This window comes from Actinocorallia sp. B10E7 (genome assembly GCF_039871655.1).
GTDB lineage: Bacteria > Actinomycetota > Actinomycetes > Streptosporangiales > Streptosporangiaceae > Actinocorallia.
On the sequence record NZ_JBDPLZ010000008.1, the window covers coordinates 126355 to 142089 of the forward strand.

At 68.3% G+C, this 15735-nt stretch carries 13 protein-coding genes; 6 read left to right on the plus strand and 7 right to left on the minus strand.

Annotated features, from left to right (window positions below):
• Positions 1 to 26: 26 nt before the first annotated feature.
• Positions 27 to 1745, minus strand: a complete 1719-nt coding sequence (locus ABGB12_RS26000; protein ID WP_347682078.1) for a TerD family protein — start codon at positions 1743 to 1745, stop codon at positions 27 to 29.
• 141 nt (positions 1746 to 1886) lie between these two features.
• On the opposite strand from ABGB12_RS26000, the gene ABGB12_RS26005 reads away from it, so the two are divergent.
• Positions 1887 to 2627: a Clp protease N-terminal domain-containing protein gene (locus ABGB12_RS26005; protein ID WP_347682079.1), complete on the plus strand. Its 741-nt coding sequence runs from the start codon at positions 1887 to 1889 to the stop codon at positions 2625 to 2627.
• Here ABGB12_RS26005 and ABGB12_RS26010 read toward each other — a convergent pair.
• The 4 genes from ABGB12_RS26010 to ABGB12_RS26025 all read right to left on the minus strand — a co-directional run bounded on the left by ABGB12_RS26010 (position 2605) and on the right by ABGB12_RS26025 (position 6748).
• Positions 2605 to 3528, minus strand: a complete 924-nt coding sequence (locus ABGB12_RS26010) for a vWA domain-containing protein (protein ID WP_347682080.1) — start codon at positions 3526 to 3528, stop codon at positions 2605 to 2607. The two genes, ABGB12_RS26005 and ABGB12_RS26010, sit on opposite strands and share 23 nt — an antisense overlap.
• Before the next feature lie 17 nt (positions 3529 to 3545).
• Positions 3546 to 4163, minus strand: coding sequence for a hypothetical protein (locus ABGB12_RS26015; RefSeq protein ID WP_347682081.1), 618 nt, complete (start codon positions 4161 to 4163; stop codon positions 3546 to 3548).
• 104 nt (positions 4164 to 4267) lie between these two features.
• The gene (locus ABGB12_RS26020; RefSeq protein ID WP_347682082.1) at positions 4268 to 6121 is read right to left on the minus strand and encodes an N-6 DNA methylase; all 1854 of its coding nucleotides are present in this window, start codon (positions 6119 to 6121) and stop codon (positions 4268 to 4270) included.
• A gap of 138 nt (positions 6122 to 6259) precedes the next feature.
• Positions 6260 to 6748, minus strand: a complete 489-nt coding sequence (locus ABGB12_RS26025) for a hypothetical protein (RefSeq protein ID WP_347682083.1) — start codon at positions 6746 to 6748, stop codon at positions 6260 to 6262.
• A gap of 103 nt (positions 6749 to 6851) precedes the next feature.
• Between ABGB12_RS26025 and ABGB12_RS26030 the strand changes: the two genes are divergently transcribed.
• On the plus strand, positions 6852 to 7472 hold the full coding sequence (locus ABGB12_RS26030; RefSeq protein WP_347682084.1) for a hypothetical protein: 621 nt from the start codon (positions 6852 to 6854) through the stop codon (positions 7470 to 7472).
• Positions 7473 to 7683: 211 nt separating this feature from the next.
• On the opposite strand, the gene ABGB12_RS26035 is transcribed toward ABGB12_RS26030, so the two are convergent.
• Positions 7684 to 10488 (minus strand): hypothetical protein, encoded by a 2805-nt coding sequence (locus ABGB12_RS26035; protein WP_347682085.1) that lies wholly within the window; start codon positions 10486 to 10488, stop codon positions 7684 to 7686.
• A gap of 379 nt (positions 10489 to 10867) precedes the next feature.
• On the opposite strand from ABGB12_RS26035, the gene ABGB12_RS26040 reads away from it, so the two are divergent.
• Entirely contained in the window at positions 10868 to 11272 is a 405-nt protein-coding gene (locus tag ABGB12_RS26040) for a hypothetical protein (protein ID WP_347682086.1), read from the plus strand.
• 115 nt (positions 11273 to 11387) lie between these two features.
• Here ABGB12_RS26040 and ABGB12_RS26045 read toward each other — a convergent pair whose 3' ends face one another.
• Positions 11388 to 11696, minus strand: a complete 309-nt coding sequence (locus tag ABGB12_RS26045) for a hypothetical protein (RefSeq protein WP_347682087.1) — start codon at positions 11694 to 11696, stop codon at positions 11388 to 11390.
• Positions 11697 to 11822: 126 nt separating this feature from the next.
• Here ABGB12_RS26045 and ABGB12_RS26050 point away from each other — a divergent pair, with 126 nt between their 5' ends.
• The 3 genes from ABGB12_RS26050 (at position 11823) to ABGB12_RS26060 (ending at position 15532) form a co-directional block, all read left to right on the plus strand.
• On the plus strand, positions 11823 to 12188 hold the full coding sequence (locus tag ABGB12_RS26050) for a hypothetical protein (RefSeq protein ID WP_347682088.1): 366 nt from the start codon (positions 11823 to 11825) through the stop codon (positions 12186 to 12188).
• 98 nt (positions 12189 to 12286) lie between these two features.
• Positions 12287 to 14257 carry a serine/threonine-protein kinase gene (locus ABGB12_RS26055; RefSeq protein ID WP_347682089.1) on the plus strand — a complete coding sequence of 657 codons (1971 nt, stop codon included), beginning with the start codon at positions 12287 to 12289 and terminating at the stop codon, positions 14255 to 14257.
• 333 nt (positions 14258 to 14590) lie between these two features.
• On the plus strand, positions 14591 to 15532 hold the full coding sequence (locus tag ABGB12_RS26060) for a hypothetical protein (protein WP_347682090.1): 942 nt from the start codon (positions 14591 to 14593) through the stop codon (positions 15530 to 15532).
• Positions 15533 to 15735: the final 203 nt, after the last annotated feature.

Genomic DNA, 15735 nt, shown 5'->3' on the forward strand with positions numbered 1-15735 from the left:
CCCTTCACCGGGCCGTCCGGGGCGCGTCAGCCGGCGATGTCGACGCCGTAGTGGCGGGCCAGGCCCGCCAGGTCGTGGTCGTAGCCCTGGCCGACGGCGCGCAGGCGCCACAGGCCGTTGCGGCGGTAGAGCTCGGCCAGGAGCAGGGTGCGTTCGGTGGTGGCGGCGTCGAGGGTGGCCTCGGCATGGGGCGCGCAGGCGCCGGGGATGACGGACATCTCCACGGCGCCGACCGTGCCGAAGGTGGCGGGGCCGTCGATCGCGGCGGCGATGACGACCCCGCGCACCTGGAGGGGCAGCGCCGCGAGGTCGACGGTGACGGACTGCTCCACGGGCCCGTCGACGGACAGGCGGATCGAGCCGTCGGGGGTCTCGGGGGCGCCGTAGAAGACGAAGTCCTCGTCCGCGCAGACCTGTTCGTCGCCGTCCAGGGCGAAGGCCACGACGTCGATCTCGCAGGTGGTCCGCTGCGCCCAGGTCGCGCCGATCGTCCAGACCGGGGCGTCGGGCAGGTCGATGGCCGCGCCGCGGGTCAGGACGCGGGTCGCGGGGCCGGACGGGACGGCCCGCGGGTCGCGCAGCCAGGACGGCGGGTGGACCGGCAGGCCCAGGTCCTTGATCTTGCCGAGGCGGCGGTCGTTCTCTCCGCCGTCGAGCATGAGGACGTCCGTCACCGTGCGGGAGAGGTTGACGCTGACGGCTCCGCCCAGATCGGCGACGCGGGCGCGGGCTTTGACGGCCTCGGCGTGCGGCCCGCCGAGCACCAGGACCCGCCGTCCGGTGAGCGGCCCGGCCGGGACCGGCACCCTGCGGGCCTGCGGGGGCACCCGCGCCTCGCTCTTGATCGACTCGCCGGGCTGGACGTGCTCCAGCAGCCGCAGGAACGCCGCCTCGTCGATGACCGGGACTCCGGCGGCCCTGGCCCGGAGCACCTTGCCCGTCTCCGCTTCGGGCTCGTCGGTCACCAGCACGCTGGTGTGCCGGCTGACCGAGCCCATGACGTTGAGCCCCGCCGCGGACGCCCGGACGGCGAGCTCGGTGCGCGGGGTCGGCGTCTCGCCGCTGAAGGCGACCTTCATGCCCTGCACGAGCGGCCCGACCAGCGGTCCCGGGTTCCGGTAGAGGCAGCGGATCTTCGGGATGCCCGGGGCGTGCGGCGTGTTGCGCCGAGGCGGGCACGGCACGAACGGCAGGCTCAGCCCGAGCCGGGACGCGGCCTCCAGCGAGCCGCGCAGCACGCCCGCCAGCATGCGGGTGTCGCTCAGCGCGTCGTGGGCGGTGAGCGCGGGCACGCCGTAGTGCCCGACGAGGGTGCCCAACCGCAGGTCCGGGGTGGGCGGCGCGATCCTCCGGTTCAGCGCGAGCGTGCACAGCCGCCGTTCGATGGGCGGCGCCATGCCCGCCTCGGTGAACTCCCGGGCCAGGAAGTCATAGTCGAACTGGGCGTTGTGGGCGACCATGACCCGCCCGTCCAGCATCTCCGCCACCCGGGGCATGACCCGTTCGAACGTGGGCGCCCCGCGCAGCCGTTCGGCCGTCAGCCCGTGCACCTCGACGGGCCCCGGGTCGCAGCCGGGGTCGAGCAGCGTGCTGAACTCCCCGGTCTGCCGCCCGTCGCGGCCGACGGTGATCACCGCCAGCGAGAGCACCCTGTCGCGCGAGGACCGCAGCCCCGACGTCTCCACGTCCACCAGCGCCCAGTCCTGCGCGTATTCGCCCGTCACCGAGGGGAGCCAAGTCACCACACCCGGAGCGTATCCACCGGCGAAGCCCCGGGCGCCGGTTCTCCACAGCCCGGTACCCGCCTGTGCCCCGACCGTCGCCGAGAGCCCCGATACGTCAACCCGAGGTTGACGCAGCGGGGATCGTCAACCTATGGTTGACGCATGACGAACCCGATCGGAATGACGAACCCGGTACGGCTCGACGAACTCATCGACGCCGTCAAGAAGAGCGACCCCGACGTGCTGGAGCAGCTCTCGAACGCCGTCATCGCAGGCGACCACCTCGGCGAGGTCGCCGACCACCTCATCGGCCACTTCGTGGACCAGGCCCGCCGCTCCGGCGCCTCCTGGACGGACATCGGCCGCAGCATGGGCGTCAGCAAGCAGGCGGCCCAGAAGCGCTTCGTCCCCAAGACGCCCAAGTCCGAACCCAACGACCTCGACCCCAGCCAGGGCTTCAGCCGCTTCACCCCCCGCGCCAAGAACGTCATCGTGGCCGGGCAGAACGAGGCCCACTTCGCCAACAACGCCGAGATGGTCCCCGCGCACCTCGCCCTCGGCCTCCTGCACGAACCCGAGTCCCTCGCCGCCAAGGCGATCGAAGGCCAGGGCGTCACGTTCGGAGCCGTCCGCGAGGCCGTCTCCGCGACCCTGCCCCCCGCCTCCGAGCAGGTCCCCGAACTCATCCCCTACGACGTCAACGCCAAGAAGGTCCTGGAGCTCACCTTCCGCGAGGCCCTCCTCCTCGGCCACAACTACATCGGCACCGAGCACATCCTCCTGGCCCTCCTGGAACACGAGAACGGCACCGGCCCCCTCACCGGCCTCGGCCTCACCAAGGAGGCCACCGCCCGCCTCGTCACCGAGGCCATCAAGGCCATCACCGCCCAGCACGGGCAGTAAGGAACTCCTCGGCGAGGCTCTCACCCCGGGCGTCGAGCACCCGCCCTCCGGTGCGGTCGGCGAGTTCCCTCATCTCGGACTCGCCGGCCCCGCCGACCAGCACCGGGTAGACCGGGACGGCCCGAAGCCCGGGGGCGAGCGCGGCGCGGTGGCGCAGGAATCCGTCCAGGTCGCGGCCCCGGCCGTTCGACCCGTCGGTGATCAGGATGACCGAGACGACACGGTCCTCCTCATGGAATCCCCCCAGCTCGCGGTAACCGGCGACGAGCGCGTCGTAGATCGCGGCCTCCCCCCGGGGAACGAGCCCGCCCATCAGGGCTCTCACCTCCCCCTCCACATTCGCCGGGGCCCACCCGGACAGCCGGATCTGCCGCAGTTCCCCGGGACGCGCCCCGAACGGCACGAAGATCAGATGCATGTCTCCGACAGCGGGCGTATCGGCCAGCGGAGCCCCGGCCAGCCTCACCGCGGCCTCACGCAGCCGCTCCAGCCTCACCCCTCGCATGGAGCCCGAGACGTTCAGCAGGAAGAGCATTCGCGCGTCATAGCGATACCGCCCCAGATAAGCATCGACCAGCCGGTTGACGACGTACTGGTCCTCGGGCACGTCGAGCGGTCTCAGAACGGGACCGGCGAGCGCCCCGGGCGGCTCGACGCCGGGAGCACCCGGACGCCTGTGCGTCAGTTCGGCGATCCTCCGCTGGGTGTCCCCGGCGAGCAGAAGGCCGGTGAGACGGGAAAGCCTCTCGCCCGCCTCCCGCGTTCGGGGCTCCAGCAGGGGACGGAGCGTGTACCGGGCGGCGACCGCCCCGTCGGGCCGGACGGGGACGAGCCGCTCTGCCAACCGCCCTGAGGCGTTGAGCCGGGCTATCTCCGACTCGTAGGTGAACAGGCCGTCCACCTTCTCCCCGCGTTCCCTCAGGAAACCCTCGGCCAGCCGCCATCGGTCGGAGCGGTGGAGTCCTGTGCCGTGGAGAGCCCGTGGAGCCCACCCGCCGCCGGGTAGACGTCCCGGGCGGACAGCGCGCCGACGGCCCCCGACAGTCCTGTCGCCGCCGACAGCACGACGGCCCGGCCGCTGAAGGAACTCTCGGGCGAGCTCATCCCGAAGGTGAAGTCACGGTCGCGCGCTACCCGGACGAGTCGTTCCCAGGTGACGCCTTCCGTCCAGCCGAAGTCTTCGGCGAGTGACTCCCGCAGCCCCAGCAGCACGGGCGACGACATCACAACGGTGCCCGCGCCCAGCACCCGCCTCCCGGACTCGGGATCCGTGTGCGACCAGACGGCGTCGAAATCCGGCCTCGCCCCTGCGACACGCCGGGCGATCCGTGCGTGCTCCTCCACGAGCAGCTCGACCGGAACCCCCGTCTCCCGGGTGAACTCCTCCAGCACCGGCCGCAGATCACCCAGCTCCGGAACCGCGAGGATCCGCAGCGGCTCGGCCCTGGGCCTCCCCCAGATCACGACCACCGCGGCCACCACCACGACGACGGCCACAAGCCCGCCGACCCGAACGCGACGCCCCCTCAGCCGCACGCGCATACCTTTCGGCAGGCCCCGAGCGCATCCGAATCACACCAAGGTAACTCCCTCCGCCCGCCCCGAAAAGATCGGAGCGGGGGAGGCCGGACGAACTCGGGTCACGGCGTCAGGTCGCCTCCGGCCAGGCCCTGGTAGCCGAGGTTGATGAGGGTCTCCCCCGCTTCGTGCAGGGTGCTGAGCGTCCGCTCCAGTTCCCGGAGCCTCCGGAACGCCTCGCCGTAAGGCCGCTGCGCGCCCAGGGGAAGGCGGGCGACGGCCGCGCGCCTCACGTCCGAGCGCGAGGTCGTGGTGGTGGAGGAGCGGGCGAGACCCGCGGCGCGCAGGAAGCAGGCCAGGAAGAAGGGGTCGCAGCGGTCCGGTTCGGGGCGGAGCACCTGGGTGTGCGGGCCGGCCGCCGTTCCGCCTTCGGTGACGACGTGGACCTCCAGCCTGCGCGGGCTCAGCGCCACGACCACGTCCCCCGGCTCCAGCAGGACGAGCCCAGGAGCGTCCTCGGTACGGCCGGACGGGCCCCTGCCCAGCACCACGTCCTTGCCCATCAGCACCGGGATCTTCCCCGACCCGGTCTCCATCCGCATCGGCGGCTGCCTCAGGGAGACGGCTCCGCTCTGCAGGAGCTCCGCCATCGTCGTCATCGGCAGTTCGCGTGACTCGTCGGTGAGCGTCCGCAGGGCATCGGCCGCTTCGCGCACCGCGTCGATCAAACCGGTGAGCCCGTCGCGGGCCGTCAAGAAGTCCAGGCCGCGCGCCACGGGGCGGACGAGATGCCGCGAAGGCGTCAGGTCGACGGTGTCGTCGAGCAGCTCGATGATCGGAACGCCCCGGGCGAACTCCACTTCCGGCTGGCTCTCGCGCGCCACCGCCTTCCACGCCTTCAGTGCGGGCTTCTGGAAGTCGTCGAGCTCTGTCAGGTCCGCCAGCAGCACCAGGGTGGGCAGCGGGTCGCCTTCCGCGGGGCGGCGCAGCAGCCACAGGTGCGGCGCCGCGGGCGAGCCCGCCGCCATGCCGGCGGGGAGCTCGAACACCGCCCTCAGCGCGCCCGAGCGCAGCAGCTGCGAACGGATGCGCCGGCCTGACCGGCGATCGGCGGCGGCGGCCGGCATCAGGACCGCGGCGTACCCGCCCGGCTTGGTGTGCCAGAGCGCATGCTGTACCCAGGCGAGTTCCGACTCCCCTCGCGGGGGAAGCCCATAAGTCCACCGGACGTCCCCTGTCAGCTCCTCGTATCCCCAGGAGCGCTCCCCGAAGGGCGGATCGCACAGGACGACGTCCGCCTTCACATCGGGAAAGGCGTCCGCGCGCAGGGAGTCACCGGCTTCGAGTTCGGCTTCCACTCCATGCAGAGCCAGCCGCGTCTCGGCTATCCGGGTCGCGACCGGGTCGATCTCCTGGCCGAAGAGGCGTTCCGCACCCGCCTCCTGCGCGGAGAACAGCAGCGTCCCCGTCCCGCAAGCCGGATCGAGCACCGTCGCGCCCCGCACTCCGGTGAGCGCGACCATCAGCTTGGCGCTCTCACGACGCGTGGTGGCCACTCTCCTCGAGTGAGCCTCCAGGTACCGATCGACGACGAACTCGTAGAACTCAGGCGCCTTGCCGTCCTTCACCAGCCCGGCCAGGTCCGCGGAGACCCCGTCGAGCCGTACGCTCTGCTTCTTCTCGGCAAGGAATTCCCCGACGTCGGCGACGGCCTCCGCGAGCGACAGGTCCTCGGCCACCGACCGGAGCCGCTGCCAGATCCGCTCTTCGAGCGGAACCTGCACTCCCTTGCCGCGCCGGTCCAGCCACTCCTCGACCTCAGAGAGCGCGAACTGCGGGCTGCTCGCCGTCCCGCCCACAGGCTGGGGAAAATCGTCATACCGCCGCCGCCAGTTGCTGACCGCGGCCCGCCCGTACCCGGTGAGCCTCGCGATGTCAGCCGCTGTCACCGTGGCGGCTTCGCTCTCGTTCTTCACACTCTCTCCAGCGTCCCAGCGGCCTCCAGCGTGACAAAGGTCCAGATGCCCGACCTTTTCTCTCCCGCCCGCCCGGCGCCCTGAAATTCTCCCAGGTGATTGAAAGTTCACAAAGACTGTTTGTGTACCAGGGTCACATTACCTCTCGCACTCCGAGAGAGCGCAAGACCCGAAGATCACAAGAATTATGACGGACTTTCGCCTGATAAGAGACAGTCTGCCACCCAGGAGGCGCACCTGCCCGTCCCGCACGATCCCCTCCCGAGATCTGATCACGTTCCCTGCGGACGTTCTCGATCCGCAAGCCGCACGGCTCTGAGCACTCATGGCCATGGGCAGGGACACGGTGCCGGTCTTCTCACCGCTGTCACGGCCGAACACGGTGTAGGTGAGGTCGCCGTCATAGGACTGCCCGAGGGAGTGGATCTTGGTCTTGGTGAAGGCGAACCACGGCCTCACCTGGTTGAGGTAGCCGCCGTCGGTGTGTTCGTGGTTGTACACCCCCACGGCACCGCCGCCGGACAAGGCGAAATGGAGATTCCGTGCCGTCGACTTCGGGTTTGCGAAACCGATCCCCTGGTCCATCTCCCTGGTCTTCAGCGCGCGGGAAGATCCGTCGGCGTTCACGAGGACCGCGTATCCGGGTTTGCACACCCCCCCACATCCAATATTTCCAATGATCACCCATATGATGGTCTTTTATTGGAATCAAATGCCTCAGGATTGAGGTATGGAAGAACGACCAGAGCAGAGGACCCTGCAGAATCGACTGAACGAAGCAGCCTTGCCCATTTTTGCAAATATGGGGTACGACAGCACGGATAATGAAATGATCGCCAATGCTGCCGGCGTTTCCCGCCAGGAGGTCATCGCGGCGGGAGGCCGCAGGCGAATATATCTTTCGATAGTCGAAGACTTCTACCGCGCACAACTGGAGATGCTGGACGAGGTCGCCGCCTCTTTCGTTCCCGACGAGGCCGGAATCCACATGCTCCTCGAACGCATGATGGAATTCTATCTGGATCATCCGGACGAGATGGCTCTCTGGCAGCAACGCTATCTCCATGACGCCGCCGACATCGCCGACATCGAAGCCAAATACCGGGTGTCCGTCTTTCAGCGCACCGCCGATATCTTCGGGCCGGAACTCACCTCTCGCGCCGATCTTCAAATCCTTGCCAATATCACCAGCTGGAGCTTTCGCGGATTCATGACCGAAGGGATCATTCAGATCGGCGGAGGACCGATACTGCGACCTGAAGACCCGGAGGGCCGCGCCAGATTCCGCTCTTATCTTCACTATATGACCAAGCTGCTATTCGATGGAGCAGGCCAGCACAAGGGCGTCTGATCTCCACTTTCCGCTGATCGAGCCGCTGCCGCCCGAGCCCGGCACGCGCGTCTCCCGTCATGCCGCCGTGCCCCGGGCCAGGAACACCTCGTCCGCGAGGCCGACCGCCAGCGCGAGTTCCGCCCGGTAGCCTTCGACCTCCGTCTGGGTCGGTGAGCGCCTGCTGCAGCGGCCCGCCGTCCCACCGGCTCCTCGTAGGGCGATGGCCTGCTCAGCGGTCGGCTTTCAGCTGGGATTCGATGGTGGTACGAAGTTCGGAGGAGTCGTCGAGGGAGGCGGCCAGGGCCTTGAGGAAGCGGGGGGTCTCCTCGTCGGTGAGGTCCAGCCCCCCGGAGCCGTCGTAGTGCTCGTCGAGGCTCTGCCCGTAGGAGTCCGTGGTGGTCCGGGTGCCCAGGAAGGGATCCAGGACGGCGGGGAAGAAAGGCCAGTCCTGGATTTGCCGGGCGGTGAACTCCAGGGGGTCGCCGGCGGAGAGGGCGAAGGGGCAGCCGTCGCCGTCATAGGCCGAGTAGGAGACGGCCAGGCCGGGGCGGATCACGCCTATGTAGTCGTAGTAGGAGCCGTCGCTTATGCCGCCGCCCAGGAAGGAGTAGGTGGCCGCCGCCAATTCCCTGGACAGGAGGAAACGGGACTCGTACGGATCGCTCGCGTCGATGGGGAGGACGGTCCAGGCGCCGTCGAGCGGGGCCGCCAGGTAGGGGACGTCGTTGATGGTGAGGTGGAGGGGGCGAAGGCTCGAGTAGCGGCTGAGGGCCTGCTCCAGGGCCTCGTAGACGTCGGGGTCGCCGAGTTCCTCGTCGTCCAGGGCCTTGGGGAGGTCGCCGGTCAGGGTGAGGTGGTCGGCTACGAAGTCCGGGGCGTCGGTGGTGATGGAGACCGTCTTGCCCGCGGGGACGGTGAGGAGGTCCGGGCGGACGGCCAGGATCTCGGCGAGGTCCGTGGTGGGCAGTGAGCGCAGGCTCCCGTCGGCGAGACGGACGAGGGCTCCGCCTTCAGGACTCCGGTGGATGGTTCGGCGGGTGGGAGTGTCCGATTCCAGAGAGCCGATGCGGATCTGGAGGAGGGTGTCCAGGCCTGAGAGGAGCGCGGGGCCGCCGTCCGCGACGAAACGGAGATAGGCGTCGACGTGGGGGCGGAGGCTGGAGTAATCGCCGAGGCGTTCGGCCACGAGAGCAAAGAAACGCGGGAGTTCCTCGGGTTCCAGGCTGAAGTGCCATGAGCCTTCCAGGTGTTCCAGTTCGCGGCCGTAGTGGTCTTCTTCTGGGCCCTCCAGGTCGAGGTAGCGGCCCAGCATCGCGTTGATGACCGGCCAGCCGGCGGTCTCCTCGACGGTGAACTTCAGCGGGTCCCCGGTGGAGAGCCGGACGCGGGAGTCCCCGCCGTCGTCCATGCGCTTCCAGGAGATCGTCAGGCCGGGACGGAGCGTCCCGACCGTCCTGTCGTCGGGGAGATTGTCCTCGTAGCCGCAGGAGAGCGTCGCGTAGTCCCGGGTCGTGCGCGGGGCGTCCCCTTCGATGGGGACGGGCGTCCATCTGCCGTCGAACCACGTGACCAGGTACGGGACGTTGTTGATCCGGAGGGAGACGGGCTTCAGGTCGGAGAAGCCGCAGAGCGCCCCTGCCTCGGCGTCCCCCAGGTCGCAGTCCGTCTCGTCCGGCAGGTCGCCGGTCAGGATGAGGTGGTCGGCGACGAGGCTCGGCACTCTGGTGGTGATGAAGATCGGCTCACTGGCCGGGACGGTGAGGACGTCCGGGCAGGCGGCCAGGATCTCGGCCGGGTCGCTCGTGGGGACGGGGAGCAGGCTCCCGTCTGCGAGGCGGACGAGAGCGCCGCCTTCACGGGTCAGGTGGACGGTGCGGCAGAAGGGCTCCTCGCCCTCCTTTGAGCCGATGCGCGCCTCCAGCAGGACGGGCAGGCCGGAGAGTGCGACATGCTCGTCGATGCGGCGGGCCAGGGGGCTGCCGTCGGGGAGGCGGCGCCGGAGGATCGGGAGGAAGCTCTTCGCGTTCCCCAGCCAGCGCGCGTCGGCGTCCTCGTACCCCTGGAGTTCCGCCTCCCGGCGGCCCGCCCTGCCGCCGATGAGGCCGTCGACCACCAGCGGCAGAAGCGGCCAGGACGCCACGTCGTCGGAGGAGAAGACCTCGGGGTTGATGGAACGGCACGCGCGGAACCTCATGGTGCGGCGGGAGGGGTCGGCGCTGTACGTCCAGGAGGCCAGGACGCCCGGACGGACGACGGCGATCTCCCGGCGCAGTTCTCCTTCCGGTCCTTCCGAGCAGGTGGCCACGGCCAGCGTCTCGATCGCCTTCGGATGAGGGCCGTCCAAGGGCAGCAGGATCCGCTTGCTTTCGAGTTCGGCGAGGCCGTGACGGACGCCGTTGATGCGCAGGTCGAGGGGCTTCAGTTCCTCGTAGACGCTTTCGGAGGTGTCCGCGTGCGGGCCGACCAGGCGGATGTGGTCCCTGACCTCGTCGGGGTGGTCGCATTCGATGTCCACGGAGGCCGCCATGAGGAACCCGAGTTCCCAGTCGCCCCGGGGGAAGGCGGAGGCCCGGAGAGTCCTGCCGGTACTGCTGAGCATGGGTACGGACTCGGGCACTCCGGTTTCGTGGATGGTGTGCAGCATCAGCTGGTCGCCCTGCACGAACAGCGCGCGTTCCTTCAGTCCCTCGGCCGTCCGTATGGAGGCGGCGAGCACGGTGCCTTCCGGCATTCCGCGGACGTTTTTCCTCCACCCTCTGCCGAACAGCCGGCTGCCTTTGTAAGCCCCGACGAGCCGCCACGGCCCTGCTTCGTCCGGCGGCGTGCGCGCCCCGATCACCGGCTCGGGCCCACCGTAGGTACGCACGGCGTACCGGTCTTCGTCGAGGTAGAAGGCCAGCCCGAAGCCGCGTTCCAGCACCCGGTCGTAGTCCGCGAGGACGGGGGCGAGGCCGTCGTCGGCGGGCAGCCGCCTGAACCCGTGGGCTCGGAGGATCAGGGAGCGGGCACACGGCTTGTCCGAACGCACAGGCAAGAGTCGGCCTTTCGGGTCTGTCGCAGAGAAACAGGTACATTATATGTGTACAGACTTCACGTATCCAACGGGCCGGGGGAAGGAGACATGCGGGCGCCGGTCACCCCTTGAGATCGAGGGGACCGCGTCCGGCACGGTGAACGTGGGCGCGGAGATCGTCGTGGTGGACGTGCCGCACGTCGCCCTGGAGGGGGTCGGCTGTCAGCCGACGGAACGGGGCACGGCCTCCCTAAAAGCACTTTGTGACGTTAGGGTTAGCCGAAAAGGCGTGAGTCGAACATATTGGACTGCAATGGAAGACAGCTCCACAGGCGGCGACGGGACAAGCCGCGAAAAGGTCTTGCTCCAAAGCTCCTGGCACCGTTCCATGCTTCGGCTCATGGCCCCCCTCGGCGCGATACTGATCGTCTTCGGAGTGGTCACCTGCGCGCAGGCGCCTTACTTCTTCGACCTTCTGGGCCTGGCCATCACCGCCGTCGGCGTCTTCGCGCCCCTGAGGTACGCGCGGTTCGGCACGGAGCTCTCAGCTGCAGGAGTGCGGAAAAGGCTCTTTCTCCGCAGGGGGAAGGTCTTTCCCTGGTCGCCGATCGCCGAGATCGACATCACCTCGACCGCCGGGAGCCATCATCCGCGCCTCCGCCTGACGTCCGGAGAGCGGATCTCCCTGCACGCTCCCAGCACCATGCAGGGCGTGGATGCGGAGTTCACCGAGAAGCTGGCGGTCCTGCATGCCTGGTGGAACCGGTACGGGGCACCCGAATCCCCGGAGAGTCCGGCTTCGTGATGCCTGAGATCGCACCGCCCGGAGGGTCAACAGAACTGACCTTTGTTTGCCCTGCGCGATCCGGCCTCCCCGTCGAAGGTGATGGAACAACAGGCGGAACACGCGGGGCCCCAATTCACGGATACTCGTCGCGGGTCCGGATGGAAGTCAAGCCGAGATCCGCCAGAACGGGCACCAGCCTGGCGACGTACCAACCGTTGTCCGTGAATTCGGAAGGCGGCTCAGAGAGCATCTTCGGTTGATGTACCGGTAGAAAGGAGATGACCTTGCCACCGGGCATGAACATCAGATTTCCGCCGGTCTCCCCCGCAGGGTGCCACAACCGGACGGCCGCCGCCTCGTCCGAGGCCAAGGTGTTCTCAATCTCCTTGAGGACCGAGGGAAGCGCCGCCTCTCCTGCCGTCTTCCATTCGTAGTCGTCCACCATGTAATGGATCTCGGATTCCGGGGCGTAGCTCCACCCCCCTTGCCGATCAGGGCGAGGACCATCATCTGACCCGCTGAATCGATCACCGGGGTCACGACGGCGCGGCCCTGGACTGGAGTCATCATGAGCGAGTACCACAAGATCTTCATCCGCACGGATGTCGACGTCGAAACTCTGGTGGGAGACCTCTCGTTGGCCGTTGGAGCCGAGTTGAGAGAGCTGGGAGGCCCCGAAGCGTCCTGCGGCGAATACGCTTACGGCGGCACGATCGGCGACCATGTCATCGAGATCATGCTTCAGCACGAGTATGACGAAGACTTCGGAATACCCTTTCCCGAGTATCCCGTAGAGGTGACTTTCCGCAACATCCACAGCGATAAGGAGCAGGAACGGGTGTTCGCGGAGTCCGTGCTGAACAAACTGGGCGAGAAAGGTTGCTCGGCGCTCCTCGTGTTCGGCTTGAGCAGATTGCTGGGCCGCCGCCCCTGAGCCCTTTCAAGCCGGACGGTCATCGTTCGATGGCCGTCGCGACCCGGCATGGTGTTTGCTTGTCACGGTTGTCATCGTCGTGGGAAACGGAGGCTCGGGTGCAGGCCGGTTTGGAGCTCGCCGGACGGTACCGGCTGGAGGAGAGTCTGGGCCGGGGCGGTTTCGGGGAGGTGTGGTCGGCCGAGGACCTGCTGCGCGACCGGCGGGTGGCCGTCAAGCTCCTGTACCGGGAAGTCGCCGAGAGCAGTCCGGTGTGGTTGAGCAAGTTCCGGCAGGAAGCGAAGATAGCCGTACGGTTGAACCATCCGGGTATCACCTCGGTCGATGATTTCGGGGAATACGACGGGCAGTGGTATCTCGTCATGGAGTTCCTCGAAGGCAGGAATCTCGCCGAGGAGATCGCCGACCATCCGCAGGGGCTGGAGATCTCCCGGGTCCAGGCGCTGAGCGTCCAGATCGCCGATGCCCTCGCGGCGGCCCATGAGCACGGCATCGTCCACCGGGACCTCAAGCCCGGCAACCTCGTGCTCCTTCCGGGGGACCGCGTCAAGGTCTGCGACTTCGGCATCGCCCATATCGCCGAGGCCACCACCACCCACACCCTGATGGGCCAGCAGGTGGGCACTCCCGCCTACATGGCGCCCGAGCAGTGGCTCGGCGACGACGTCGACCACCGCACCGACCTGTACGCCCTCGGCGGCATCCTGTACACGCTGCTGACCGGCCGTCCCCCGTTCCGCGGCACGTCCGTCACGACGCTGATGGGCCAGCATCTCAATCTGGAGCCGTCCCCGCCCCGCGAGCTGCGCCCGGACACCCCGGCCCACCTCGACCGGCTCGTCTTGGCCCTGCTGGCCAAGAACCCCGCCGACCGTCTCACCGGTCGGCAGCTCCTCGACGGCTTGAACCAGGCCGTTCCGCCTCCACGGGCCGAGGCTTCGACGCAGGAGTCCCCGGCCTCCGCCGACGTCTGGGAGCCGGTCGACACCGACGCCCGGAAGATACTCGACACAGACGCCCAGAAGATGGTCGACACCGGCGTCCAGAGGATGGCGTCCGGCGACCTCCAGTCCGCGCGTGAGCTGCTCGAATCGGCGGCCCGCACCGGCCATCCCGATCAGGCATTCCTGGCGATGATCCACCTGGGCGAACTCGAGGAGAAGCTGAGGAACCTCCCGGCCGCCCAGGGATGGTATCTGCGGGCCGCCGACTCCGGCCACCCCGAGTGGGCCCCGCGGGCAATGGCCTACCTGGGCATCCTGGAAGCGGAGCGGAGGAACTTCGAGTTCGCTCGAAGCTGGTATCAGCGCATGGTCGACTCCGGCCATCCCGACCAGGGTCCGAAGGGGATGGTCAACCTGGGTCTCCTGGAGGAGAAGTCGGGGAACCTCCCGGCCGCCCAGTACTGGTACCTGCGGGCCGCGAACTCCGGGCATCCCGAGCGTTCCTTGGAGGCGATGGCCTATCTGGGCGCGCTGGAGGAGGACCGGAGGAATCCCCTGGCCGCCCGGGACTGGTATCGGCGCATGGTCGGCTCCGGCCATCCCGACTACGCGCCCGAGGCGATGGTCCACCTCGGCGCTCTGGAGGAGGAGCAGGGGAACCTCCAGGACGCCTGGGGCTGGTATCAGCAGGCCGTCGGCACCGGCCATCCCGAGTGCGCGCCCGAGGCGATGGTCCATCTGGGTCTCATGGATGAGAGGCAGGGAAACATCCAGTCCGCCCAGGGGTGGTACCAGCGGGCCGTGGACTCCGGCCACGCCGACCAGGCCCCGCAGGCGATGATCCACCTGGGCGCTCTGGAGGAGGAGCAGCACCGCTTCCCGGCCGCCCAGTACTGGTACCTGCGGGTCGCGAACTCCGGCCATCCCGAGTGCGGCCCCGAGGCGATGGCCTGCCTCGGCGCTCTGGAGGAGGAGCAGGGGAACCTCCCGGCCGCCCGCGACTGGTACCAGCGGGTCATCGGCTCCGGCCACCCCGCGTGGACCGAGCAGGTGAGTGGCCGGCTGACCGCGCTCGAGAAGCGCGCGAGAACAGGCCCGGGCCGAAGGTGGTTCTCCGCCAGATAGTCGACGCCCTCTGCCCGGCTGTTCTCCGCGCTGGGCGGCCTGCGTCTCGTCGGCGAAGCGGAACGCCACGGACAGGCGCCCCAGGCCTTCCAGCACACCGGCATGCCCTTCTTCGCCCCGGCCAAATATGCAACCTGTGACTTAAATCACCTATTCCTCACAAAACCCCAGCATCAGAAAAGTCCCCCCAGGTCAGACCGGTGAAGCCGGCCCCGCCTCTTCGCGGCCGACCCTTCTGGATCTTGCGGACGAGTTCCCATCCGTGGTCTTGTTCACCCGCCAAAGATCCTTACAAAAGCGTCGATTTCCATCGAGCCGACGGAGGAGTTCTGCATGAGAGCGGATCTGGTCAAGAACGCCCGGAGGGGCCGGGACATCCCCCGGCCCCTCCGGGCCGTGATCATCATGGGAATGTCCTTGTCGGTACTGTCGGGCTGCTCTTCGAATGACTCCCCCGGCCCCTCCACACAAGAGGAATCCATAGCCTGGAAACTACCGGACAAGCCTTACCCCAATGTCCGGGACCAGATACACGCGCTTTTCGCAGGCCAAGGGACTCGTCTTTCCGCTATCGAGGAACTGATCTGGCGCTGCATGCGGGCGAAGAACCAGATGTATGTGAAGATCCCACCGTTGGAACGGGATTCCAATCCCACGATGACGCCTCCCGAGTACGGGCAGAGCGTCGCCGAGGCACGTCAGGGGTATCCGGACAAGACCGCGGAGGAATCGTCCCGGCCCGACCCGTACCGGGACCAGACCGACGCCCAGCAACAGGCTTGGGGCGAGGCCTTCTTCGGTCCGGAGTCCGCACCGAAGATCCGCGTCACGCTACCGAACGGAGAGCAGATCGAGACCTCGTCCCAGGGGTGTCTGGCGGAGTCCCAGAAGCAGGTCTACGACTCTCTGGAGGAGATGCTCAAGACAGAGAACTTCGCGGCTTCTCTGCCTCCCGAAGCACTCAAAAGAGCCGCCGCCGATCCGAAGCTGCGCACGCTGAACGCGTCCTGGTCGTCTTGTATGACGGAGAAAGGGCAGTCCGGTCTGAGTGATCCGGGAGCCGCCAGGGCCAGGGCCGCAGGATCTGGGGATGGTGTCTCCGTCGCTGTGGCCGACGCCGAGTGCGAGGAGCGGATGGGTTATGCCGAGCAGCGTGAGGAGCTTGAGGACCGCTATCTGACGGCGGCGCTCATGCACTACGAGACCGAGGTGACGGCCCTCCAGGAGACCAACCGGGCCGCGCTGACAAGAGCTCGGAAGATCCTGGGGTCGTGACGGCGTGCCATCAGCGCCTCCCGGCGTTCCATCCTGCTGCAGTTCCTGCTGGAGAGTTCCTTCCTCGGCCTGGTCGGCGGCGTCATCGGGGCCGGGACGGGCCTGGACCTCACCGTGGGCATGATCGCCGGTCTCTGCCCCGCGGCCCGAGCCGCCCGCATAGAACCCATCGAGGCCCTGTCCTCCTGACCGTCCGGGGCCTC